General features: G+C 60.2%; 19 protein-coding genes. 6 read left to right on the top strand and 13 right to left on the bottom strand.

Annotated elements, in window-relative coordinates:
• Window positions 1-15: 15 nt before the first annotated feature.
• The 5 genes from MLC70_RS07815 to MLC70_RS07835 all read right to left on the bottom strand — a co-directional run bounded on the left by MLC70_RS07815 (window position 16) and on the right by MLC70_RS07835 (window position 4,711).
• Window positions 16-1,335, bottom strand: a complete 1,320-nt coding sequence (locus MLC70_RS07815; RefSeq protein WP_248182789.1) for an ABC1 kinase family protein — start codon at window positions 1,333-1,335, stop codon at window positions 16-18.
• 50 nt (window positions 1,336-1,385) lie between these two features.
• Window positions 1,386-2,048 carry a fumarylacetoacetate hydrolase family protein gene (locus tag MLC70_RS07820; protein ID WP_248182790.1) on the bottom strand — a complete coding sequence of 221 codons (663 nt, stop codon included), beginning with the start codon at window positions 2,046-2,048 and terminating at the stop codon, window positions 1,386-1,388.
• A gap of 25 nt (window positions 2,049-2,073) precedes the next feature.
• Entirely contained in the window at window positions 2,074-2,616 is a 543-nt protein-coding gene (locus MLC70_RS07825; protein ID WP_248182791.1) for an adenine phosphoribosyltransferase, read from the bottom strand.
• 28 nt (window positions 2,617-2,644) lie between these two features.
• On the bottom strand, window positions 2,645-3,943 hold the full coding sequence (locus MLC70_RS07830; protein WP_248182792.1) for an NCS2 family permease: 1,299 nt from the start codon (window positions 3,941-3,943) through the stop codon (window positions 2,645-2,647).
• A 147-nt stretch (window positions 3,944-4,090) separates the two neighbouring features.
• Window positions 4,091-4,711: a trimeric intracellular cation channel family protein gene (locus MLC70_RS07835; RefSeq protein WP_248182795.1), complete on the bottom strand. Its 621-nt coding sequence runs from the start codon at window positions 4,709-4,711 to the stop codon at window positions 4,091-4,093.
• Between the two features lie 172 nt (window positions 4,712-4,883).
• On the opposite strand from MLC70_RS07835, the gene MLC70_RS07840 reads away from it, so the two are divergent.
• Both MLC70_RS07840 and MLC70_RS07845 read left to right on the top strand, forming a co-directional pair.
• Window positions 4,884-5,450, top strand: a complete 567-nt coding sequence (locus MLC70_RS07840; protein ID WP_248182796.1) for a BLUF domain-containing protein — start codon at window positions 4,884-4,886, stop codon at window positions 5,448-5,450.
• Between the two features lie 131 nt (window positions 5,451-5,581).
• On the top strand, window positions 5,582-6,559 hold the full coding sequence (locus tag MLC70_RS07845) for an NADPH:quinone oxidoreductase family protein (protein ID WP_248182798.1): 978 nt from the start codon (window positions 5,582-5,584) through the stop codon (window positions 6,557-6,559).
• A 133-nt stretch (window positions 6,560-6,692) separates the two neighbouring features.
• Here the strand turns inward: MLC70_RS07845 and MLC70_RS07850 are convergent, their stop codons facing one another.
• The 8 genes from MLC70_RS07850 to MLC70_RS07885 all read right to left on the bottom strand — a co-directional run bounded on the left by MLC70_RS07850 (window position 6,693) and on the right by MLC70_RS07885 (window position 17,951).
• Window positions 6,693-8,522: a long-chain-acyl-CoA synthetase gene (locus MLC70_RS07850; protein ID WP_248182800.1), complete on the bottom strand. Its 1,830-nt coding sequence runs from the start codon at window positions 8,520-8,522 to the stop codon at window positions 6,693-6,695.
• 67 nt (window positions 8,523-8,589) lie between these two features.
• Entirely contained in the window at window positions 8,590-9,417 is an 828-nt protein-coding gene (locus MLC70_RS07855) for an SDR family oxidoreductase (protein ID WP_248182802.1), read from the bottom strand.
• Window positions 9,414-11,396 (bottom strand): acetyl/propionyl/methylcrotonyl-CoA carboxylase subunit alpha, encoded by a 1,983-nt coding sequence (locus tag MLC70_RS07860; RefSeq protein ID WP_248182804.1) that lies wholly within the window; start codon window positions 11,394-11,396, stop codon window positions 9,414-9,416. The genes MLC70_RS07855 and MLC70_RS07860 overlap by 4 nt, the downstream gene beginning before the upstream one ends.
• Before the next feature lie 153 nt (window positions 11,397-11,549).
• On the bottom strand, window positions 11,550-12,371 hold the full coding sequence (locus MLC70_RS07865) for an enoyl-CoA hydratase/isomerase family protein (protein WP_248182806.1): 822 nt from the start codon (window positions 12,369-12,371) through the stop codon (window positions 11,550-11,552).
• Between the two features lie 17 nt (window positions 12,372-12,388).
• Window positions 12,389-13,549: an acyl-CoA dehydrogenase family protein gene (locus tag MLC70_RS07870; RefSeq protein WP_248182808.1), complete on the bottom strand. Its 1,161-nt coding sequence runs from the start codon at window positions 13,547-13,549 to the stop codon at window positions 12,389-12,391.
• A 103-nt stretch (window positions 13,550-13,652) separates the two neighbouring features.
• Window positions 13,653-15,269 (bottom strand): acyl-CoA carboxylase subunit beta, encoded by a 1,617-nt coding sequence (locus tag MLC70_RS07875; RefSeq protein ID WP_248182810.1) that lies wholly within the window; start codon window positions 15,267-15,269, stop codon window positions 13,653-13,655.
• A gap of 10 nt (window positions 15,270-15,279) precedes the next feature.
• Window positions 15,280-16,146, bottom strand: a complete 867-nt coding sequence (locus tag MLC70_RS07880) for an SDR family oxidoreductase (RefSeq protein WP_248182812.1) — start codon at window positions 16,144-16,146, stop codon at window positions 15,280-15,282.
• On the bottom strand, window positions 16,143-17,951 hold the full coding sequence (locus MLC70_RS07885) for an acyclic terpene utilization AtuA family protein (RefSeq protein WP_248182815.1): 1,809 nt from the start codon (window positions 17,949-17,951) through the stop codon (window positions 16,143-16,145). The genes MLC70_RS07880 and MLC70_RS07885 overlap by 4 nt, the downstream gene beginning before the upstream one ends.
• Window positions 17,952-18,110: 159 nt before the next feature.
• Between MLC70_RS07885 and MLC70_RS07890 the strand changes: the two genes are divergently transcribed.
• The 4 genes from MLC70_RS07890 to MLC70_RS07905 all read left to right on the top strand — a co-directional run bounded on the left by MLC70_RS07890 (window position 18,111) and on the right by MLC70_RS07905 (window position 23,199).
• Window positions 18,111-18,725: a TetR/AcrR family transcriptional regulator gene (locus tag MLC70_RS07890; RefSeq protein WP_248182816.1), complete on the top strand. Its 615-nt coding sequence runs from the start codon at window positions 18,111-18,113 to the stop codon at window positions 18,723-18,725.
• Between the two features lie 265 nt (window positions 18,726-18,990).
• Window positions 18,991-20,052 carry a hypothetical protein gene (locus MLC70_RS07895; protein WP_248182818.1) on the top strand — a complete coding sequence of 354 codons (1,062 nt, stop codon included), beginning with the start codon at window positions 18,991-18,993 and terminating at the stop codon, window positions 20,050-20,052.
• A 63-nt stretch (window positions 20,053-20,115) separates the two neighbouring features.
• Window positions 20,116-21,126, top strand: a complete 1,011-nt coding sequence (locus MLC70_RS07900) for a putative solute-binding protein (protein ID WP_248182820.1) — start codon at window positions 20,116-20,118, stop codon at window positions 21,124-21,126.
• Window positions 21,127-21,147: 21 nt separating this feature from the next.
• A complete protein-coding gene (locus MLC70_RS07905) occupies window positions 21,148-23,199 on the top strand; it encodes a TRAP transporter large permease subunit (RefSeq protein WP_248182821.1) in 2,052 nt (683 codons plus the stop codon).
• The last annotated feature ends 165 nt before the right edge of the window (window positions 23,200-23,364 follow it).

Here is a 23,364-nt window from a genome sequence, read left to right on the forward strand (position 1 = left end):
TTAGCAATCGCAGCGTTAGCCTTTGGAAGTTTGCTGCAGGTATTTCTCCAACTCGTTGCGGAAGGCCGCCTGCACACCGAGACGTTTCAGCATCCAGTAGTGCCCGGCGATCATCCGGTCAATAAAGATACTTTCCACCGGCGGCTTGAAATAGTCCAGGTACTTGAACACCGTGGTTGTTTTGGCGGCTACCCGTTGGTGGATGTCCGATTCGGCAAAATCGTAGGGCTCGTCCTGATCGAACGGCACGATGAGGATGTCCCGCCACATGGCGTAGTACGCCTCATCCACCGCTGGCTGCGATTCGACCCGCGCGCCCAGGTCGATCAGGTGTCGATCCAGCGCTGCGTAATCTTCTGCCAGTGCCGATACCAGTGTCTTGCGGTAGGCCTCGACAATTTCCGGTTTGAGTTTCTTCACGCAGCCGAAGTCATACAGAATTACGGAGCCGTCCGGGCGATAGGCAAAATTACCGGCATGGGGATCGCCGTGGATGCACTGAAACCCGAACAGCTGGTCCGCCATCATGGTGAAAATCCGGTGGCCGATCAGGTTGATCGTGTCCTGGCTGTACTTGCTGGGTGTGATGGCGCTGATGTGATCGCCCTCGACCAGTTCCATGGTCAGTACCCGCCGTGATGAGTGGCTGTCGAACACCTGCGGGATGATGATCCAGTCGTCCTTGGCGTGGAACCGGCGGAACGCCTCCAGGTTGCGGGCCTCGTTTTCGTAGTCCAGCTCCTCTTTCAGACGCACGCGGATTTCGCCAAACAGCTGGTCCACATGTTCTTTCGGCATCTTCAGCAAACCGCCAAGCTTGAGCGCCAGGCGAAGCTGCTTCAGGTCGCTGTCACAGGATTCATCGACCCCCGGGTACTGAACCTTGACGATCACATCGGTGCCATCACGCAGTCGGGCCCGGTGAACCTGGCCGATGGATGCGGCGGCGTAGGGCGTTTCCTGGAGGTACTCGAACAGGTCGGAGACCGGTTGGCCCAGCTCAGACTCCACCTGCGCGACAATGACCTCGAACGGCATCGGCGGCGCTTCTTTCTGCAGTCTCTGCAGGGCGTCAGAGAATTCCTTGGGCAGGAAATCCTGGGTCTGCGAGGCGATCTGCCCCACTTTCATCACGGCGCCTTTGAGTTCACCCAGGGTATCGGCAATCTGGTCCGCCATACGGGTATAACTCTCGGTGCGGGCACCCTCGTTGTCCTCCTCACTGCGAAACAGCCTGCGCGCCCGTTGCCCGGCGTACTGCCCGGCCACGGAGGCGGTCATGCCTGCGAGCTTGAAGAATCGTCCACTGCGTGAAGTAACCGGTTTCTTTGCCATGCCTGATATACGTCCTGACGGGCGGTTGGACCAGAGTACAGGAACCGGCGTCAGAGCACAGTGGTCTCGACAAACAGCACGTCGTCCAGTTCCAGCGAGAGCGTCTGGCCTGAGACCAGTGGGCCTACGCCTTTTGGCGTGCCGGTGAGCACCACATCGCCCGGTAACAGCGTGAACTGGCTGCTCATGTGAGCAATCAACGGCACAATGGCGTTCAGCATCTCGCGGGTATCGCCGGTCTGCTGGCGCTGGCCATCGATGTCCAGGGTAAAGGTGAGGTGATCCCTGCGGAGCTTGTCGACACTGACAAACGGCGACAGTGGGCAGGCGCCGTCAAAAGCTTTGGCCCGTTCCCAGGGATGGCCTTTTTCTTTCAGCTTGCTCTGGACGTCCCTCAGCGTCAGATCCAGCGCCAGACCATAGCCGAGAATGGCCGCCTCCGCCTCGGTGGCCGAGGCATTGGCCAGTGGCCGGCCAATCAATACCGCCAGTTCGGTCTCGAAGTGAACGTCGCCTCGATCCCGGGGGAAATCCAGCGGCCGAGTGATGTGCACCGCCGCGGTGGACGGTTTGATAAACAACAACGGCTCGTCCGGAACCGGATTGTTCAGTTCCCGGGCGTGTTCCGCGTAATTGCGGCCAATACAGACAATCTTGCCAAGGGGCAGATGAACGGGGGTGCCGTCCTTCCAGTGGTGTTGATAGTCGGGCATGACCGCCTCCTGATTGCGCTTGGTGTTACTCGCCCTCGAACGAACACACAATATAGACCGCCAGCCCTTCGTCCTGCAGCTTGCGGGAACCGCCCAGATCCGGCAGATCGATCATCGCGGCTACTTCCACAATCTCCGCGCCAATACGGCGGATCAGCCGCGAGGCGGCCAGCATGGTGCCACCGGTGGCAATCAGATCGTCCACCAGCACGATCTTGTCGCCGGGCTTGAAGGCGTCTTTGTGGAGCTCGACGGACGCGGTGCCGTACTCCAGCTCGTAATCTTCCACCAGCGTGTCAAACGGCAGCTTGCCTTTCTTGCGCACCAGCACCAGCGAGGCGTTGAGCTCATAGGCCAGCGCCGAGCCGATGATGAAGCCGCGGGCGTCCACGGCGGCCACAGCGTCGATGGCCTGGCCGTGGTAACGGTGCACAAAGGCATCGATCAGTTTGCGAAACGCCGTGCGGTCCTGCAGAACCGTCGTGATGTCACGAAACGCTACGCCGGGCTTGGGCCAGTCGGGCACGGTGCGGATGGCTTTCTTGATGCTCTCTGAGAAGTAATCCATAAGTCGTCCGATATGCGCTGGAGGCAGCTTACGCCGCGTCCAGGAACATGAATTTCAACACGAATATGACAGCAATAATCACCACGCTGATGTTCAATTGAGACCAGCGGCCGGCGAGTGCCTTCAGTACGGCGTAGGTAATGAAGCCCAGGGCAATGCCGTTGGCGATGGAAAAGGTCAGCGGCATCATCAGCGCGGTCACCACGGCCGGGGCGGCATCGGTAACATCGTCCCAGTCGATCAGCTTGAGCCCGGAGGTCATCAGCACGGCGACAAACAGCAATGCCGGTGCGGTGGCGTAGGGGGGAATCACGCTGGCGATGGGCGACAGGAACAGGCACGCCAGGAACAGCGCGGCAACCACCACCGCGGTCAGCCCGGTGCGACCACCGGCAGAAATGCCGGCGGTGGATTCAATGTAGCTGGTGGTGGTGGACGTGCCCATGGCTGCACCGGACATGGTGGCCACGGAATCAGACATTAGCGCGCGGCCAAGTCGGGGCAGTTTGCCGTCCTTGTCCAGCAGCCCGCCGCGCTGGGCGGCGCCGATCAGGGTGCCGGACGTGTCGAACAGGTCCACGAACAGGAACGCGAAGATCACGCTGATCATGCCCACGTTGAAGGCGCCGGCCAGATCCAGCTGCATGAAGGTCGGTGCCATGCTGGGTGGGGCGGACACAAAGCCGTTGTACTCCACCAGGCCCAGCATCATTGCGATCACGGTAACGGCAATGATGCCGATCATCACGGCGCCGGTGACCTGGCGAAACGCCAGGGCACAGATCAGCGCAAATCCACCGAAGAACAGCAGTGCCTCGGGAACTCTGACGTCCCCCATGCCGACCAGTGTGGCGGGGTTATCCACCACCACGCCGGCATTCTTGAAGGCGATCAGCGCCAGAAAGAAGCCGATACCGGCGGAAATGCCGAAACGCAGGGACAGTGGAATGCTGTTGATGATCCACTCCCGGACCTTGAAAATGCTCAGCAGGAAAAACAGGAAACCGGAGATGAACACCGCACCGAGGGCCACCTGCCAGCTGTAGCCCATGCTGCCGACCACGGTGAATGAGAAAAACGCGTTAAGGCCCATGCCCGGGGCCAGGGCAATCGGGTAGTTGGCCCACAGGCCCATGATCAGGGTGCCAATGACGGCCGCGAGACAGGTGGCCACAAACACCGCACCGTAATCCATGCCCGCTGCCTGAAGCATGCCCGGGTTGACCACGATGATGTAGGCCATGGTCAGGAAGGTGGTTATGCCAGCCACCACTTCTCTTTGAACGTTGGTGCCATGGGCTTTTAACTGAAATAGTCGCTCAAGCATGACGGGTGTCTGCCTCACTGCGTGCTGGGTAGGGTTACGGTTCGGAACTGGATCGGTGAAACTGAATTGGGTGAAAAAACGGCAATGTTACCGGCTGAAACGGCTCAGGCCAAGGGATGATTTCCGGTTCATCCTGTCGGTTCGTGCTCAATGCTGTTGATGGGCGTCCCGCTGCAGGCGGATATCAAAACGGACGGCAAGCATCCGGACAAACACGATAAACAGCAGGCCAACCGTCAGGGCGATGGTTTCACTTTCCAACAACCACTGACACACGAAATAGAGCCAGCAACCGGCAAAGGAAATCGAGGCGTAGATCTGGTCCTTGCGGAAAATGTAGGGCACCTCGTTACACAGGGTGTCCCGTAATAAGCCACCGAAGGTGCCGGTCATCACCCCGAGGAGGGAGGCGATGAACCAGGAGTGCCCGAGATCCAGAGCCAGCTGCGCGCCCAGTATCGAGAAAATGCCCAGCCCGATGGCATCGGGGAACACAATCCCGGACTCACGAATCCGCTCCGCCCGGCGCCAATAGCTGAACACGATTGCGATGGCGAGAATCAGGATCGGCTGCTCCTGGTGCTTGATCCAGTACAGTGGGTGATTGTCCATCATCAGGTCCCGCAGGGTACCGCCACCCAGTGCGGTAATGAACCCGATGGTAAACACGCCCACAGGATCCATATTCTTGGAGCGGGCAACAATCATTCCTGAAACAGCAAATGCAACGATGCCAATCATTTCAAGAAGATAGATTATGTCGAACATAGCAGACCCTGAAAGGCGGGAAACAGTGGCGGACCGGCCGGTTTGAGTGCGCGAAGGATAGCTTAAATCGCCGGTGGATTCACCCCCGGCTCTCGGTCCGGGGTGATCCCCGAGCCGGTTGCAAACGTATTTCAGGTTCACCTTACCGATTGCCAGCAGTACGGAGTCCTACATGGCATTGATGCGCTTGGCCTACGCCAGTGAAGCCACATTCGAAGCCCAACCTGTGGAAAAAGGGGTTGAGCCCCACGTTGCGCGAATCCTGATGGCCTCCCGGCGTAACAACGGTAAAAGTCAGTTGGTGGGCGGTCTTTATTACGGCGACGATCATTTCTTTCAGTATCTGGAGGGTGAAGAAGAAGCGCTCCGGCGGACCTACGAGCGTATCGCTTGCGATGACCGGCACCGCAACGTGCGCACGCTTCTCGAGGAGCCTCTGGCCGAACACACCTTCACCAACTGGTCGATGAAATACGTGCCCACGTCGGCCGATGTCCGACGCCTCCTGGGAAAGCATGGCATGCAGCGTTTCAACCCGACCGACTTCTCACGGGAGCAGTGCGAAGAGATGATCGGGCTGATCCGCCGGTCGAGCCAGGATCAGAAGCTGGTCAACCACGATGGGCCGGTCCGGACAGAGGCGACACCCGGGGCACTCTCGCCGGTCATTCGTACCGGACTGATTGTTGCGGCCGTCTGCCTGATCGGTGCTTTGGCATTCACCGCCACGCTGCTGTGACGGTGCTTCCCTATAAGCGTTGCTAATGCGGTGAGATAAGAGATCTTTATTTGCTTCATGCAGTGACTCTGTTTAGCTTGATGGGCATAAGACAAGGTATTCCCCTATGCCTACAACCATGGAGTCATTGAATGAAAGCCATCCTCTGCAAGGAGTACGGTCCGGCTGACAAGCTGGTGATCGAAGACATCGAGAGCCCTGTGGTCAAGGGCTATGGTGTCAAAATCCGCGTCAAAGCTGCGGGCCTTAACTTCCCCGACACCCTGATCATCGAGAACAAATACCAGCTCAAGCCGGCACTGCCGTTTTCACCCGGCGGTGAAATGGCCGGTGAAGTCCTTGAAGTGGGTGAGAAGGTGACTCGCTTCAAGCCTGGTGACAGGGTGGCTGGACTCACCGGCTACGGCGCCTTCGCCGAAGAAATCGTCGCGCCGGAGCAGAACCTGCTGCCGATACCCGACGCCATGCCGGATGAAAAGGCCGCCGCGTTCTCCATGGTCTACGGCACCTCCTACTATGCCCTGAAACAGCGCGCCAACATCCAGCCCGGAGAAACTCTGCTGGTGCTTGGTGCCAGCGGCGGTGTGGGTCTGGCCACGGTCGAGCTGGGCAAGGCCATGGGCGCCCATGTGATTGCCGCGGCCAGTTCCGCGGAAAAGCTGGCGGTCGCGAAAGCCGCGGGCGCTGACGACCTGATCAACTACACCGAAGACCCCCTGAAAGAGGCGGTGAAGAAGCTGACCAAGAGCAAGGGCGTAGATGTGATCTACGATCCGGTTGGCGGCGAATTCACCGAGCAGGCCCTGCGCGCCATGGCCTGGAACGGCCGCCACCTGATCATCGGTTTCGCTGCCGGCGACATCCCCAAGATTCCCGCCAACCTGACGCTGCTCAAGGGCTGTTCCGTGGTCGGCGTGTTCTGGGGCAGCTTTACCCAGCGCGAGCCGCAGGCCAGCGCCCAGAACATGATGGAGCTGATGAAGCTTTACGCCGAGGGCAAAATCGATCCGAAGATCAGCGAAGTGTTCGAATTCGAGGACTATGCCAAGGCTCTGGGTGCACTGACCGAACGCCGTGCTACCGGGAAGGTGGTGCTCAAGGTCGGCTAGGGTCAAAGCTTGGGAGTTCGGTTATCGTAGCCTGCTTGATGTGGTGGTGACGCCATGTCGGGCAGGCCTGCCCGACACGGCTCATCAGCCTCTCAGATAGATCCAAAGCTCAGAGGCATGGGTTCATTCAAAGTCAGAAACTAACCTTCCCGTCGTCAATCTCCGATACCAGCTTCTTATCGAGCTTGGTGTATCCATCGGTGCGTGGCAGCCGGGCATACACCTCCTCACCGGTTTTGCCGAGGGAATAGCCGGCTTTCTGGATATCCACTTTACGGTACTTGAACGTACCGGTTTTCTCGATGGCCTTGGTCACGCGGACAAACACTGGAATGGCGTAAGCCGGCAGGTTCTCCTTCAGGTAGGCGAACAGCTTGTTGATGTCGAATTCGCTGCCGTTGCTCTGGGGCACCAGCGTCACCATGCCGGCCTTGCCGTTGGTTTTTGGGATTTCCACGCCGTAGACGATGGCCTCTTCCACCATGCCGGAGCCGTCGAGAATGTTTTCCACCTCGGTGGTTGAGACGTTCTCGCCTTTCCAGCGGAAGGTATCCCCCATGCGGTCCACGAACTGCAGGTGGCCGCAGCCAATCTCCTTGAGCACGTCGCCGGTGTTGAACCAGGCATCGCCTTTCTTGAAGGCGTCGCGGAGGATGGATTTCTCGGTGGCGTCTTTCTGGGTATAACCCTCGAACGACCATTTCTTGGTGATCTCGCCGATCAGCAGGCCGGGCTCGCCCTTGCGGACGGTTTCCATGTAGCCCTTCTTGTTGCGGATCGGATCGCGGGTGCCTTCGTGGAATTTGACCAGCTTGTAGGGGGCGGTAGAGAAGCCGACCGTGTTGTCCATGTTGAAGAAGTTGGAGAAGCCGATGTTGCCCTCACTGGAGGCATAGAGCTCCGCCACGGTTTCGATGCCGAAACGTTGCTTGAACTCCTTCCAGATGGACGGCCGCAAGCCGTTGCCGATCATCTTGGTCAGGTTGTGGTTACGGTCTTGCTCGCTCGCCGGCTGGTTCAGCAGGTAACGGCAGAGTTCGCCCACGTAGCCGAAGGTGGTGGCCTTGTAGCGGCGTACATCGTCCCAGAAGGCGCTGGCGGAGAACTTGCGGCGCAGTGCGATGGACGAACCTCCGGCCAGCACTGAGCCCCAGCACACCAGCAGGGCGGTACCGTGGTACAACGGCAGCGTGCAGTACAGTACATCTTCCGGCTCCATGGCCAGCGACATCAACCCGAAGCCGCCGTACGCTTTCACGAACTTGCGATGGCTGCCGGGCGCGGCCTTGGGCAAGCCGGTGGTGCCGGAGGTGAACAGGTAGATGGCGGTGTCACCCATTCTGGGCGGGTTGCTCAGCACCGGGTTGGTGCCACTGTAGGCGCTCACTTTTTCCGCCATGTTGACGTAGCCTTCCGGCGCGTCGCCGAACATGCTCTGGGTATTGGCGTCCGCCAGGTACAGAAAGGGGGTGCCATGGCGGGTCTGCAGGTCGTCTCTCACCGCATCAAACGGCTCGATCAGTTCCTCGCCGACCACCACCATGCGCGGTTTGATCAGGTTGACGCTGTGTTCCAGCACCTTGCCTTTCTGGGAGGTGTTGAGCATGGCGCAGGAAACGCCAATCTTGGCAGCGCCGGCGACCACGGCCAGCAACTCCGGTCGGTTTTCCAGGAAGACGGCAATGGCATCACCCTTGACCAGCCCCTGGGCCAACAGAAAATTGGCGATTCGGTTGGCCCAGTTATTGAATTCGGACCAGCTAATGCTACGGTCTTCGTAGGCGATGGCCGGGCGGGACGGGTATTTCTCGGCGTTACGCTCCACCAGAACGCCGAGGGTCAGCTCCTTCTTCTCGTTCTTGACCGAGTAGTAATAGTAGCCCTTGGCGATGGCCGGGAAGCGGCGAACGATGCCGGGAATGCTGCGGACGATGTCACGGGCTGAAACGTTGTCTTGACTCATGGTGCTTTCCGTAAGGGTGTTGAATTGTGGTCTTGTTATCGCCCCGGGACACCATCCGCCGCCGGGGCTAATCCAGGAACAGATCCGGTAGCAGCGGCTTGTCGCCGTCTGCGTAACGGTACTGTTCGAAATCGGTCACGCCGCCTTCTCTCAGGACGTCTTCGTCGATCAGCGCCTGTCCGGTCAGGCTGGTGCCGGGCCGGTTGAGAATACTGACGGCGGCATCGGCCATGATCTCGGGCTTGCGACCCTGGGCCATCATCTGCGGGCCACCCACTTCAAACTCAATGGCGGCCGTGGCAATCAGGGTTTTCGGCCACAGACAGTTAACGGCAATGTCGTAACGCCTGAATTCCTCTGCCATCCCCATGCTGAGCATAGTCATGGCGTACTTGGTCGTCGTGTAAGGTCCGTACTGGGCGAACCATTTGGTGTCCAGATTCAACGGCGGTGAAAGGCTCAGAATGTGAGCGTTGTTCGACGCCTTCAGCCAGGGCAGTGCTGCCTGACTGCAAAGAAATACCGCACGGGCGTTGACCTGGTGCATCAGGTCATAACGGCTGGCCTTGAGGTTCTCCACGCCGGTCAGACGAATCGCGCCAGCGTTATTGACCAGTACGTCGATGCCGCCAAAATGCTCGGCCGCCTCGTTCACCCGCTGCCGCACCAGTTCCTCATCGCGAACGTCCAGCACCAGCGGCAGCGCCTGCCCGCCGGCGGCACGAATTTCCTCAGCCACACTGTGAATAGTGCCGGGCAGTTTCGGGTGCGGGGTGTCGGATTTGGCTCCGATCACCACGTTTGCCCCCTGTCGTGCGCAGGCGAGGGCAATGGCGCGGCCAATGCCCCGGCTGCCGCCGGTGATGAACACGGTTCGTCTGTTCAGGCTGCTCATGCGCTGGCCTCCTGTTCGGCCGCCTCGCCTGCGGCGATGTTCACCAGCAACTGGCTGCGTTTGACCTGATCACCATTGCTGACCAGCACCTCGCCGACCACACCGTCGCGATCAGCCTTGACCGGATGCTCCATTTTCATGGCCTCCAGTATAACCAGTGTCTGGCCTTGCTGGACGGTTTCTCCGGGCGCCACCAGCACATCGATAATGGCGCCATCCATGGAGGCCTGAATCTTGCCGCTGCCGGCGCCATTAGCGCCTGCCGCCGGCTGGTGGGTCACATCCCGCACCGCCCAGGCTTGCCCGAACGCCTGCAAATATAGGGAATCGCCTTCGCGGTGATATTGGCAACGGTGACGTACGCCGTTGTCGATGATGCATAACAGGCCATCGCCAAGGCTTTCCAGGACGAGTTGGTGGTGACTGTCGCCTTGGCTGACAGACACGGTATGGCCGGTCTTGCGAACCAGAAGTTCCGCAGTTCCGTCGCCGGTGTCCAGCTTCATCGGGGTCATAGTGGACGGGGCATTGCTCCAGCCGCTCTGGCCCGAAATGCCATGATCGAGCACGCAGGCGGCCAGAGCCAGTTCGCGGGTGCCGGGGGAAAAGGGCGCCAATGATGGATCGTCACGGAAGGCCTGCTGCAGGAATGCCGTGGTAGCTCCGCCCGCGCCGAAGGTGTCGTTGGCGATGATGCGGCTGAGGAAATAACGGTTGGTGGTCACCCCGAACACGGTGGTGTCTTCCAGCGCCCTGATCAGCCGGCGGCGGGCCTCGTCACGGTTCTGGCCCCAGGCAATGACTTTGGCCAGCATGGGATCATAATGCGGCGTGATGGTGTCGCCGGAGCGCACGCCGGTGTCGTACCGAAGGCCTTCGCCCAGTGCCGGCTGGAAGGAGTACAGTGGGCCGGTCTGCGGGGTGAACTCGTGTGCCGGATCCTCCGCGTACAGGCGCACCTCGATGGCGTGGCCATTGAGCTGGATATCCTGCTGTTGCAGAGGCAGAGGCTGTCCTTCCGCGACGGCCAATTGCCACGCCACCAGATCCTGTCCGGTGATCAATTCGGTGACCGGATGTTCTACCTGCAGGCGGGTGTTCATTTCCAGGAAGTAGAAGTTGCGATCCTTGCCCACCAGGAACTCGACGGTGCCGGCGCCCTCGTAGGAGCAGGCCAGCGCGGCTTTCACGGCCGCTTCGCCCATGGCCTGGCGCAGTTCCGGCGTGACAAACGGGGAGGGTGCTTCTTCCACCACTTTCTGGTGGCGCCGCTGCACCGAGCAGTCCCGTTCGCCGAGGTAGACGGCGTTGCCGTGGCGGTCGGCAAAGACCTGGATTTCCACGTGGCGGGGTTCGATTACGGCTTTTTCGAGGATCAGTTCGCCGTCACCGAAGGCCTGTTTGGCTTCGGAACGGGCACGTTTGATGTTGTCTGCCAGTTCGCCTTCTTCCTGCACCAGACGCATGCCGCGGCCACCGCCACCGGCGGACGCCTTGATCATCAACGGGTAGCCGATGTCAGCCGCGGCGCTGATGAGTTCATTATCGCTGGCGGTGTTACCTTCGACAGGGCCTTCGTAGCCGGGAACCACGGGAACGCCGGCCTGCTGCATGGCGATCTTGGAGCGGCGTTTGCTACCCATCAGTTCGATGGCGCTGGCCGGTGGCCCGACGAAGACCAGGCCCGCGTTTTTGCAGGCGTTGGCGAAGCCCGCGTTCTCGGAGAGGAAGCCGTAGCCGGGATGGATGCAGTCGGCGCCGGTTTTGGTGGCGGCCTCGAGGATGGCGTCCACATTCAGGTAGGAAGCGCCCACCTGAGCCGGGCCGACACAAACGGCCTCGTCGGCCACGTGCACGTGCAGTGCACGGGCGTCAGCTTCGGAGTAGATCGCTACGGTGCGGTATCCCAGGGCTTTGGCAGTGCGGATGACCCGGACGGCTATTTCGCCTCTGTTGGCTATCAGGAGCTTCTTTAGCATGGTGCTCTTCTCTTTGTTTTGGTGCCTGTCCGCGCCTGTGTGTGGGAGGCTTTCCAGAAAACCGCTACAAGCACATCCGTGTGCGCTTCTCTCCGGCCATCCATGGCCTCCGAAATTTTCTGGAAAGCCTCCCGCACACACGCGCTCCCGCTATCAATCAGCGTCGCCGGCCCACTTTGGCGGACGTTTTTGCATGAACGCCATGGTGCCCTCAGAGCCTTCATCACTCCGGATCGCGGCGGCGAATTTTTCGGCAGCGCTGTCCAGCAGGCCATCCATGGATTCATGACCGACGCGGTGGAGCAACGCCTTGGTTTCCGCGGTGGCCTTTGGTGCGCACAGGCGGACACGCTCAAGAGCCTGGCCCAGCATGTCTTCGATCTGCTCCTCCGACGGGGCAACCTGGTGAACAATGCCCAGAGCACAGGCCTCGTCGGCACCGATCCTCAGACCGAGCAACGCCAGCCGGCGGGCTTGGGTCAGGCCGATGCGTTCAACCACAAACGGCGCGATCTGCGCCGGGATAACCCCGAGGGAGGTTTCAGGCATGCCGAATTTGGCGGTGGGGCCAGCGATGGCGACGTCCGATACGCAGGCCAGTCCGAAACCCCCGCCCATGACTGCACCTTCGGTGATGGCGATGACGACCTTGGAGGATTCGTTGACCTGCTGGATCATCTGGCCGAACGCCCGGTTCAGGCGGTAGAACGGATCGGCCTCGCCACTGGCGGCTTTCTGCCCCCGCGCTCCGGCCATATCTTTGATGTCACCGCCGGCGCAAAAATGGCCCCCGGCGCCGCGGATGACCACGGCGCGGATGCTGAGGTCGGTTTCAACTTGCGTGAACAGTGCGGACAGTTCCGCCACCATTTCCAGGCTCATGGCGTTGCGTGCGTCCGGGCGGTTGATGGTGACGTGCAGGGCGGGGCCCTGCTTTTCCAGACGCAGTGTTTCGCAGTGTGGTAGCTGGCTCATATCAAGACTCCACCTGATCAGTCCTTGCGCTTGCCCGGCAGGGTTCCCATCATCTTGCAGATGATGCCCAACATGATTTCGTCGGCGCCGCCGCCGATGGACACCAGCCGCACATCCCGGAACGCGCGTGACAGCGGGTTGTCCCACATGTAGCCCATACCGCCCCAATACTGCAGGCAGCTGTCGGTTACTTCGCGACCGAGGCGTCCGGCTTTGAGCTTGGCCATGGACGCCAGGCGGGTTACGTCTTTGCCCTCAATGTGCAATTCACAGGCCTGATAGGTGAGGGCGCGCAGGGCCTCGACTTCGGTTTGCAGCTCGGCCAGGCGGAAGTGAATTACCTGGTTGTTGATCAGCGGCTGGCCGAAAGTCTTGCGCTCGCGGCAGTAATCGATGGTCATGTTGATGCAGTTCTCCAGCGCCTTGATCACGTTGGCGGCACCCCACAGGCGCTCCTCCTGGAACTGCAGCATCTGCATCATGAAGCCGGTGCCTTCGGCGCCGATGCGGTTGCTCTGGGGCACGCGCACGTCGTCAAAGAAAATCTGGGCGGTTTCGGATGAGCGCATGCCCAACTTGTTCAGGTGCGGGCTGAAGGAAATGCCCGGAGTTTTCATGGGCACGATGATCAGCGATTTGTTCTTATGGGGCTTGTCGTCGGACGTGTTGGCCAGCAGGCAGATGAAGTCGGCCTTCGGGCTGTTGGTGATCCACATCTTGGAGCCGTTGATGATGTAGTCGTCGCCGTCTTTTTTGGCGGTGGTTTTCATGCCGGCAACGTCGGAGCCTGCCCCCACTTCGCTCACACCGATACAGCCGACCATGTCGCCGGCGATGGCGGGTGCCAGGAAGTCCCGTTTGAGTTCATGGGATCCGAAACGGGCGATGGCAGGAGTGCACATGTCGGTCTGCACGCCCACCGCCAGCGGTACACCGCCGCAGTGGGCCATGCCCAGTTCTTCCGCAACGACCAGGTTGTAGCTGTAATCCAGCCCCATGCCGCCATACTCTTCCGGCTTCTGTACACCGAGCAGGCCGAGGTTGCCGAGTTTCTTGAACAGGTCATGAATCGGGAACTCGCCGGCTTCTTCCCAGGCGTCGCAATGGGGGTTAATTTCCTTCTCCACGAAGTCGCGGACGGTTTTTCTCAGGGCTTCGTGTTCGGCTGTGAATTTCATGTTCTTGTTCTCCTACTGATGATCGAGTTCGTGCCTGCTTGTGTCGATGCAGGTCCTCAAGCTTGGGTGGCGGGTGTGGAGGACCGATTCCAGAAAGCCAGAATCAAAGCCGAGCCACCCCAAATGTATTAGGCCGCAACTGCCGCGTCTCGGCTTCCCGGCACACGTCCAGAACCAAAGCTACGACCCGCCGCGTGTCCCGCGGGTCGATCAGGCCGTCGTCCCAGAGCCGGGCAGTGCCGAACAGGGCCGTGGAGCCGTCCTCCAGTTTCTTGGCCGTGGCCTGCTCCAGAAAATCGAGGGTCTTCGGATCCGGCTCCATGCCGCTGCGGCGCTGTTTGTCCTCCGCCACGATGCGCATCACTTTGCCGGCCTGGGCCGGACCCATGACGGCGGTGCGGCTGTTGGGCCAGGCGAAGATGAATCGCGGATCCAGACCGCGACCACACATCGCGTAGTTACCTGCACCATAGGAACCGCCGATCACAATTGCGACCTTTGGCACCCTGCAATTGGCCACGGCCTGAATCATTTTCGAGCCGTGTTTGATGATGCCGTTCTGTTCCGAGTGCGTGCCCACCATGAAACCGGTGGTGTTGTGCAGGAACAGCAGAGGGGTTCCAGCCTGGTCACATAGCTGGATGAACTGCGCCGCTTTGGCGGAGCCGGCCGGGGTGATCGGGCCGTTGTTGCCGATAATGCCAACGGAATGACCCTCGATGCGGATGGTGCCGCACACAGTCTGGTCGTCGAATTCGTTCTTGAAGTCCATGAACTTCGAACCGTCGGCGATGCGCGCCAGAATCTCGCGCACGTCATAGGGCTTTTTGGAATCTGCCGGGATCGCGCCCAGCAGCTCCTCCGCCGGATGCAGTGGCTCTTCCCACTGCAGTTCCCGTTTCGGTGGCAGCTGTTCGTTCCAGGGCAGGGCCTCAAGAATGTTGCGGGCCTGGCGGATGCCGTCGGCGTCGTCTTCCGCCAGGTATTCGGCGGTGCCGGCAACCTGGGCGTGCATTTCGGCGCCGCCAAGTTCCTCGTCTGTGGCCACTTCACCGGTGGCGGCTTTCAAAAGCGGTGGGCCGGCCAGAAACATCTTGGCCTGGTCGCGCACGGCGATGACGTAATCCGACAGGCCCGGCTGATAAGCACCGCCGGCGGTGGCGTTGCCGTGCACCACCGTCACCTGGGGAATGCCGGCGGCCGACATGCGGGCCTGGTTGGCAAAGCCGCGGGCGCCGAGCACGAAAATATCCGTGGCGTAATTCAGGTTGGCGCCGCCGCTCTCGGATAGCGACACCACCGGGAGTTTGTTCTCCATGGCGATCTGCTGCAGGCGCAGGGTCTTGTCCAGGCCAGCCGGGGTGATGGTGCCGCCCTTGATGGCGCTGTTGCTGGCGACCACCAGGCAGCGAATGCCACTGACATAGCCGATGCCGGCGATAATGCCGCCACCGGCCATGCTGCCGTCCTTGTCATCGTGCATCTTGTAGCCGGCCAGTGAGCAGAGTTCCAGGAATGGCGCTCCCCGGTCCAGCAGTCGGTTGATCCGGTCCCGCGGCAGCAGTTTGCGCCGCTTGGTGAACTTTTCCCGGGCCGCCTCGGCCAGATCCAGAACTTTCTGCTCCACCCCGCGGAAGGTGGTGATGTGGGCTTCCATGGCCTCAGCGTTGGCACGGAAGTCGTCCGACTGGGGGCTCACGGTGGATTCGATGACCTGCATTATGTGCTCCTCAGTCTTCGCTCAGCACTTTCGGGGTGATGGCGCGGTGGAAGCCGTTGTAGGGTTCGTTGTTCTTTGCTTTCGGCAGTGGCCACACCCGGCCGCCCTGGGAGGCGCCGCCGTCGATTCGCAGGCAGTCGCCACTGATGAAGGCTGCGCCCGGGCTTAGCAGAAAGCAGATAGCGGAGCTGACTTCCGATTCGGTGCCCATACGCTTGATGGGCACGTTGTCGCCCAGGCTGCGAATCCACTGACGCATGTGCTCGGGGTAGTTGTCCATGCCACTGGAGGCAATCCAGCCCGGGGCCACGGCGTTAACACGCACGCCGGATGCGCCCCACTCAACCGCCGCGGTCTGGGTAAAGTTGACCATGCCCGCCCGTGCTGCGCCGGAGTGGCCCATGCCGGGCATGCCGCCCCACATGTCAGCGACAATGTTGACGATGGAGCCGCCGGTTTTGGACAACGCCTGGGTGTAAGCCTCCCGCGCCATCAGGAAGCCGCCGGTCAGGTTGGTGCGCACCACGGTTTCCCAGCCTTTCTGGCTGATTCCGGTCAGCGGCGCCTGGAACTGGCCGCCGGCGTTATTCACCACGCCGTGCAACCCGCCGTGCTCGGCAATGATGGCCTTGACCGTGGCTTTGACCGACTCTTCCTCACGGATATCGCAGGCGTGGGCAGAGGCAATGCCGCCGTCTTCGATGATTTCCGCTTTCACCGCTTCGACCTTTTCCGCCTTGCGGCCGACCAGTGCCACCCGGGCACCCAGCGCGGCCAGCTCGTGGGCGGTGCAGCGACCGATGCCGGAACCACCGCCGGTGACGATAAAGGTCTGGCCCTTGAACAGGTCAGGGTGAAAAATGGATTGATAGCTCATGAACGTTGTCCTTTTTCCAGAGCGGCCCGGGTAACGGGCACAGGGAATTCCAGTAATTGCTGGGCGAAGGCCTTACCTTGCGGATCAATGCGCAGGCTGGCGACGCCACCGCCGCCAAGGCTGTGCTCCAGCAGGAAATTGAAGGCGTGGAAACCGGGCAGGGCCCACCGGGTGACTCGGCCGGTTTCAGGGTTCAGTGTGTGGGCCATCCACTCGGCCACGGCCGACTCCGTCAGTGCCGCCGCTATAAAGGGGACAAAATCCGGGTGGCGGGCAATCACGCCGATATTGCTGTGGTCGCCCTTGTCGCCACTGCGGGCCCAGGCCAGATCCACCAGGCGAACGGTGGTGTCCGTTGCCGGTGATGCCCCGGTGGGCGCCGGTTCGGCCACAGCGGCGGCATCGAAGCCACCGGCGGTGTCCACGGTGACCGTCTGTTTCTCGCCGCCCAGATCAACCGCCACGGTGACCTCGGGTTTCGGCACCAGGCAGGAGTAGAGGCGTATTTTTGGCCACACCGTGGGGCGGCCGCCGACAATGCCGGTAATGCCCGGTGCCATGCCAGTAGCGGCCTGGGCGATCTCGCGGGAGAACAACACCAGGGCCTCTTTCTTGGGGTGGGCGGTGCTGATTTTTACCACCACCTCCCGGCAATCCTGGCGCTGGCCGTGGGCGCCATAGGTGGCTTCTGTGCCCAGTAACTCAACGCTGGTTTCGGTGTAATCCGGCAGGCCGCGCTCACTGAACATACGGGAGGTTTTGGCCAGAATGGCGTCGGCGACGGCTTGCGCCTTGGCTTTGGCGTCGAGGCCGGCAAGCAGGAAAGTAACGGTGCATTTGAAGCCGTCGGGCCAGGTGCCGGACACCTTGTAGCTGTCGGTGGGCGGCAGGCCGCGGGCACCGCGTACGGTGACCTGATTCTCGCCGGTCTCGGTCAGTTCCACACCGGTGAAATCGCAGGTGACGTCCGGCAGCAGATAGGCGCGGGGGTCACCGATTTCATAGACCAGCTGCTCGGCCACTGTGCCGCGGCTGACCATTCCGCCAGTGCCGTCGGCTTTGGTCATCAGAAAGTCGCCATTGGCGCTGATTTCCGCAATGGGAAAGCCCATGTCAGCGTAGCCGTCGGCGACCTGCTGCCAGTCGGTGAAGTTGCCGCCGGTGGATTGCGCGCCGCATTCCAGAAGATGGCCAGCCAGACTGCCCTGGGCGAGTTTGTCGTAATCGCTCCAGCTCCAGCCGAATTCGTGAACCAGGGGCGCCAGTACCAATGCGCTATCTGCCACGCGGCCCGTAATGACTATGTCCGCGCCCTGTTCCAGAGCGGCTACAAGACCGGGTGCGCCCAGGTAAGCGTTGAGGCTGACCATCATCGGCGGCATCCGCTGGCCGGTGGTCATCTCGGTGATGCCCGATTCTGCCAGCGGTTTCTTTTTCATCAGCAGGTCATCGCCCAGCACCAGTGCGATATTCAGTTCCACGCCGGCCTTCTCACACAATGCCTGCAGGGCATCGCGGCAGGCCACCGGATTCACACCGCCAGCATTGGCCAGTACCCGAATGCCTTTTTCCTTGATATCACCCAGCAGCGGCGCCATCACGGTCTGAACAAAATCCCGCGCATAGCCCTGAGTGGGGTCTTTCATCTTCTGGCCGGCCATGATCGACATGGTGATTTCCGCCAGGTAGTCGGCCACCAGGTAGTCGATATTGCCTTTGTGAACGAGCTGGGCCGCTGCGGTTTCGGTGTCGCCCCAGAAGGCTGCGGAGCAGCCGATACGAACGGTTTTTTGAGAATCTGCCATGGTTGTTGCCTTGTGACCGGTGGCCGTTCAGGAGCAGAGCAAGCGTCACTGACGGAGGTTGGCTTAGGATAAAAACGACAATACCAAGCAAGCGCTTGGTTTGTAAACAGTCAAATTGCGGGTAGAATTACAAAATCGTTTCGCCGCCTGGATTAGCCCGTGACTCAAGACGCCATTCTCCGTTCCCTGATTGCAGAAAATCTGGTCTCCGATCCTGCGGGCGCCCGCGGGCGTCTGTTAAAGGAAGCGGCCCGGTTGTTCCGGGATAAAGGCTATGAGCGCACCACGGTGCGGGATCTGGCCGCAGCCGTAGGCATTCAGTCCGGCAGCCTGTTTCACCATTTCCGCACCAAGGAAGACATTCTCAAGGCGGTGATGGTGGAAACCATCCGTCTCAACACCGCGTTGATGCAGGCCGCGATGGACGCCGTGGATGCTCCCCGGGACAAGCTCCGGGCACTGATTCGTGCCGAGCTCGAATCGATCAACGGGCAGACCGGAGAGGCCATGGCGGTGCTGGTGTTTGAGTGGCGCAGCCTGTCGGAGGACGCTCAGGCCGCGGTGCTGGAGTTGCGGGACATCTATGAACAGTTGTGGCTGGATGTACTGGAGGCGGTAAAAGCCGCAGGCTATCTTCGGGCCGAACCGTTTGTGGTGCGCCGGTTGTTGACCGGTGCCCTGAGCTGGACCGTGACCTGGTATCGCCCGGATGGCGGGTTGAGTCTGGATGGCCTGACGGACCAGGTGGTCGCGATGATGGGGCTGGCGGAGTAGTCGACCCGGAACACAGTGGCAAAATGTTTCATTAATGGTACAAATGTACTGCGAATGCGCCCTTTCTGAAGTTATTGATTTTAATCAAAATAATTCCAGAAGTTTCCTATCTTGCCGGGCCATTGGCCTGATCGGCATGACCCGGTCGGCATTCGAGCCATTTTTGTGAGAGAAGAATCGCCGCATTCTTTCAGGTGTCGAAGGTGCAAGGGGTGTGTACCGACACTCCGAACTTATAAAAACAACTTAGAACACAAGGCGAATTATGATCTCTTCACTGGATAAAACCGTCGGGTGCATGGTTGCCATGCGCAACAAGCTGTTTGCCCTCGCTGCACTGGCCCTCCTGGCTGGTTGCTCGGCAAATCCCATATACACCACAACAGGCATTGTACTCTCCAACTACGCCGAGGGAGAGGCAACACCCTATGTGCTGCAGATGTCTGACACGGAAATGGCCTGTGCCCTCGGTGAAAGTCTTGATCCGCTTATTTATTCATTCTCACGCGTGACCGCGCCACCTGATATCCCTGGTTCGTTGATCATGTTGCTGGCGGGCAACTGTTCTGAGCTGCGCGCATGGGAGGCGGAGCTGGAGTATCTGCGTGAAGATTACGCAGGCAACGTGCCAGCAGCCAAAGACGCCCGGGAGCGTGCAAAGCGCCTGAATGCGGAGACCGCACAGCGTCGATATATTGCTTTCCAGCGTGGCATGGCCGCGTACGACTTTGATCCCGGTGCTGAAAAGCTTGAGTGCCCATTCCTGTTTTCGGATCAGGACGAACTGACGTTCCTGGTGAGCCTGCTGACCGGCATGCAGGCGATCGTCAACGACGCCAACTCCGGCGCAATGGCGGGCATTCCCCGCAACATCGCGCCACAGGCCGAGCGGGCGGCTACCTGTATTGATAACGAAAAGTGGGGCGGGCTGCCTAATGCGGTTCGGAGCCTGGTGTGGCTGTTATTGCCAGACACCCGGCCGGCACTGGCTCCCGATCCCTGGGCGGTTCTTGAAAACAGCTCCAAACTCGGGATCGCTTCTGGCCTCCGTGTATCCATGGCGCTTGAGGCCGTAGCCGCGGAAACCTTTGGCCGACCAGACGTTCTGGAAGATGTTATTGCGCGGTTCGCAGAGGCCGAGAACACCATAGTCGTCAGCGACGATTATCGGTTGCTTGATGAAATCGCTCGCGACGTTATCCAGTTCTCTTCTGACAAACACTGGACTGCGAATTACGGTTACCGCACGCCGCGGAGCTTTTTCGGCAAGATGAGCCCCGAGCGGGCAGAAGATGTGGAAACCATGAACCTGGACGACCTGCTGTAAGCAGGCGTCCACAGGCGTTGAAAGAAAACCCTTACAAACACAAGAATGACCCGGAGGTCAATTATGATCCGTAAATCCCTTGCTGCCTTGTCCCTGGTTGCTGTGGCCCCTTTTGCTGCGGCTGAATCGGTCAAGATGTGCGTGTTCGACGTCATCGGTGCCAACGGTGACATGTTCAATATGGTCAAGGACTATGCCCTTGAGATGAAGGCTCACGGCGTGGATTTCGATCTGCGCCCCTATACCGACGAAGGCGTCGCAGTGGGTGACTTCAACTCCGGCCAGTGTGACGCCGTTGCGGCCACTGATTTGCGCACCCGTCCGTTTAACAAGTTCGCGGGCAGTATCAGCGCGGTTGGGGCGATTCCGAGCTATGACGACCTGAAGACCGTGCTGGCCACCTTGGCGCAGCCCAAGGCCGCGCCGCTGATGCAGCAGGGCGGCTACGAAGTGCTGGGAATCGTGCCCATCGGCGCAGGATACCTGTTTGTAAATGACCGCAGCATCGACACGGCGGGTGAGTTGGCCGGTAAGCGCATGGCAACCCTGGATTACCAGAAAGACGCCATTCACATGGTTAACCACGTCAAGGCCACGGTTGTGCCCTCCGACATCACCAACTTTGCCGGCAAGTTCAACAACGGCTCGGTGGATACCGCTTATGCTCCGGCCTTCGCGTATGAGGCCCTGGAACTTTACAAGGGCGTGGGCGACAAGGGCGGTATCGTTGACTACCCACTGGCACAATTGACCATTCAGGTGATTGCCCGTGAAGGCGTTGTCGACGCCGAGACCGCACAGAAATCCCGGGAAGTGGCATGGGGCATGTACGGTCAGGCAATGAACCTGATTCGTGGTCAGGAGGAAGCGATTCCTGAGAAGCAATGGATCCAAATTTCAGAGAGTGATATTGAAGGTTACCAGGAGATGTTCCGCGAGAACCGCCTGCAGCTTCGTGATGGCAGTGGCGGTGCAGACAAGGTTTACCATCCCAAGATGATGAGCCTGCTCAGCAAGATCCGCTGCACCAGCAACCCGTCTGCGTCTGAGTGCACCGCAAGCGATCGCGAATAATAACTTCAAGGCTGATCCTTCATGAACTGGCGAGCCCTTTCAGCGGCAGGCTCCAAAACCCTTTACCCCGTGCATCGTTCGCACGGGGTGATCCTCCTGCTGCTTCTACTGTTTACACTCCTGCTTGGCATGGGCAACTCCCTCCACTCCAGAATGCTCTGGGTGGGGGAACAGACCTGGCCTAACTACTATCTGCTTGATCCGGACGCGACCGAGCCTACCTGCGATTTGTCGATTGATATCGAAGCGCGGGTCCAGCAACAGATGGATGCTTACCAGCCCGACCCCGACGACTTGTTCAGCTCTCCTCCGAACCCGGATGCTGTCCGTGAGTCACTGCAACGCAACGTCCAGCTTTGCGAGCAGCGGCACCGCCTGTATGAGGAGAATCAGAAGCACGCAACGGCGGCACTGGGCGTTTTCAAAACAGTAGAGCAGGGCTTCGCCTCGTTCCTGCTGGATAACATTGAGCTGACCAAGTTCCTGTTTATTGCCATGTTTGCGATGGCTGCGGCGATTTCCGCACTGGACGCGGACCACATCGCGTTGCGGTTGCCGCGCAACCGCGCGGAGTGGCGCCTGAGCCAGGGCACGCAACTGGCAGTGAACGGTTTGATGGTGTTTTCGCTGATGTCCTACGCCGGGAGGCTATCGACGTCGCCGGGATCGGAAGGCACGATGACGTTGCAGTATGCCTGGGCAGCGGTATTCGGGTTGTTCATTGTGATCAACCTGGTGCGGCTCTTCAGTATCCCTGAACGCATGAAGCCCGGTAGCCTCAACGCCTCCTCTGGTCTGGTGGTTCCGCTGTATTGCGGCATGGGCCTGATCGCCATGAGTTACTTCTTCTTCGTGGACGGGTACACCTCGGGGCTGGCGATCTACTTCGGAATGATGGCGAACCTGTCGTCCATGTTCATCAACATCGGGCTTTACGTGCTGGTGGGTATGGCGCTCAAGCAGACGCGCATTCCGGAGTTGCTGCTTAATATCATCAAGCCCTACCAGCTGCCGGCACCCATGCTGGCGTCGGTGATGATCTTTGCCACCGCCTTCCCCACGGCATTTACCGGGGCTTCCGGTATCTTCATTCTTGCCGTGGGCGGCGTGGTCTACGATGAGTTGCGTCGTGCCGGCGCCGGGCGGCAGTTGTCTCTGGCAACCACCGCCATGTCAGGCAGTTTGGGTGTGGTGCTCAATCCGTGTCTGCTGATCGTGGTTGTGGCGGCACTGAACAAGGAGGTGACCACGACCGAGCTGTATGGCTGGGGTTTCTGGGTCTTCATGTTCTCGGCCACGCTGTTCTCGATCATTGTCTGCAAGACCCAGGGTAACTGGCGTCCGCGCCCGGCTCCGGGTGCGTTCCGTGAATCCCTGCAACAGTTCAAGCCGCTGGCTCCTTACGCAGCCGTTGCCCTGGCCGTGATTCTCGGTATCTGGATTATTCTGGGGCTGGGCTTCAACGAGTACAGTGCGCCGATGATTCTGCCGCTGGTGATGTTGGGTCTGGTTTATCTGGATGCCGGCAGAGACAGCCGGGACGAGGGCCAAAGCCGTGCAAAGGCCTTCTGGGTGCGAAGCACAGCGGCCGCCAGTGATTCTGCGGTTCACATCGGTGCCCTGCTGGCATTGATCGGCTTCTCGATCTGTCTCGGCGGTATTCTCGAGCGATCGGACATTGTCCATGCCCTGTTCCCCGAGAGCCTGACCAGCCCATGGATCGCCATGATGGTGATCGTAGTGATGCTGACAGTGATCGGCATGGTGATGGATCCGTTCGGCGCGGTCATCCTGGTGTCTGCCACCATCGCGCAACCGGCGATTCAGCTTGGCATCGACCCGCTGCACTTCTGGATCGTGTGTCTGGTGGCCTTCGAGCTGGGCTATCTGAGCCCGCCGGTGGCACTGAACCACCTGCTTACCCGGCAGGTTGTTGGCGAAACCGAAGTGTTGGCTGCGGAGCGTACCGGTACCTTCTGGCATCGCTATGAGCGCCTGCTGCTGCCGCTGGCCGTGATGGGTCCGACCCTGTTGCTGACAGCGTTCGTGCCAATGTTGTTCTACGCTCTGTAATCAGAAGGGCGTAAAGCATCTGAAACCGCCGATGGGGTAACCTGTCGGCGGTTTTTTGCATCCGGAAAAAGTTCGGGAACGTAAGCACAACAGAAAGCGTCAACTACTAAGTCATGCAGTGTTGTATCCTTGAGCACTGGCCAAGCAACCGCGACTGGAATCGGG

The sequence above is a fragment of the Marinobacter goseongensis genome (assembly GCF_023156235.1).
Classification (GTDB): domain Bacteria; phylum Pseudomonadota; class Gammaproteobacteria; order Pseudomonadales; family Oleiphilaceae; genus Marinobacter; species Marinobacter goseongensis.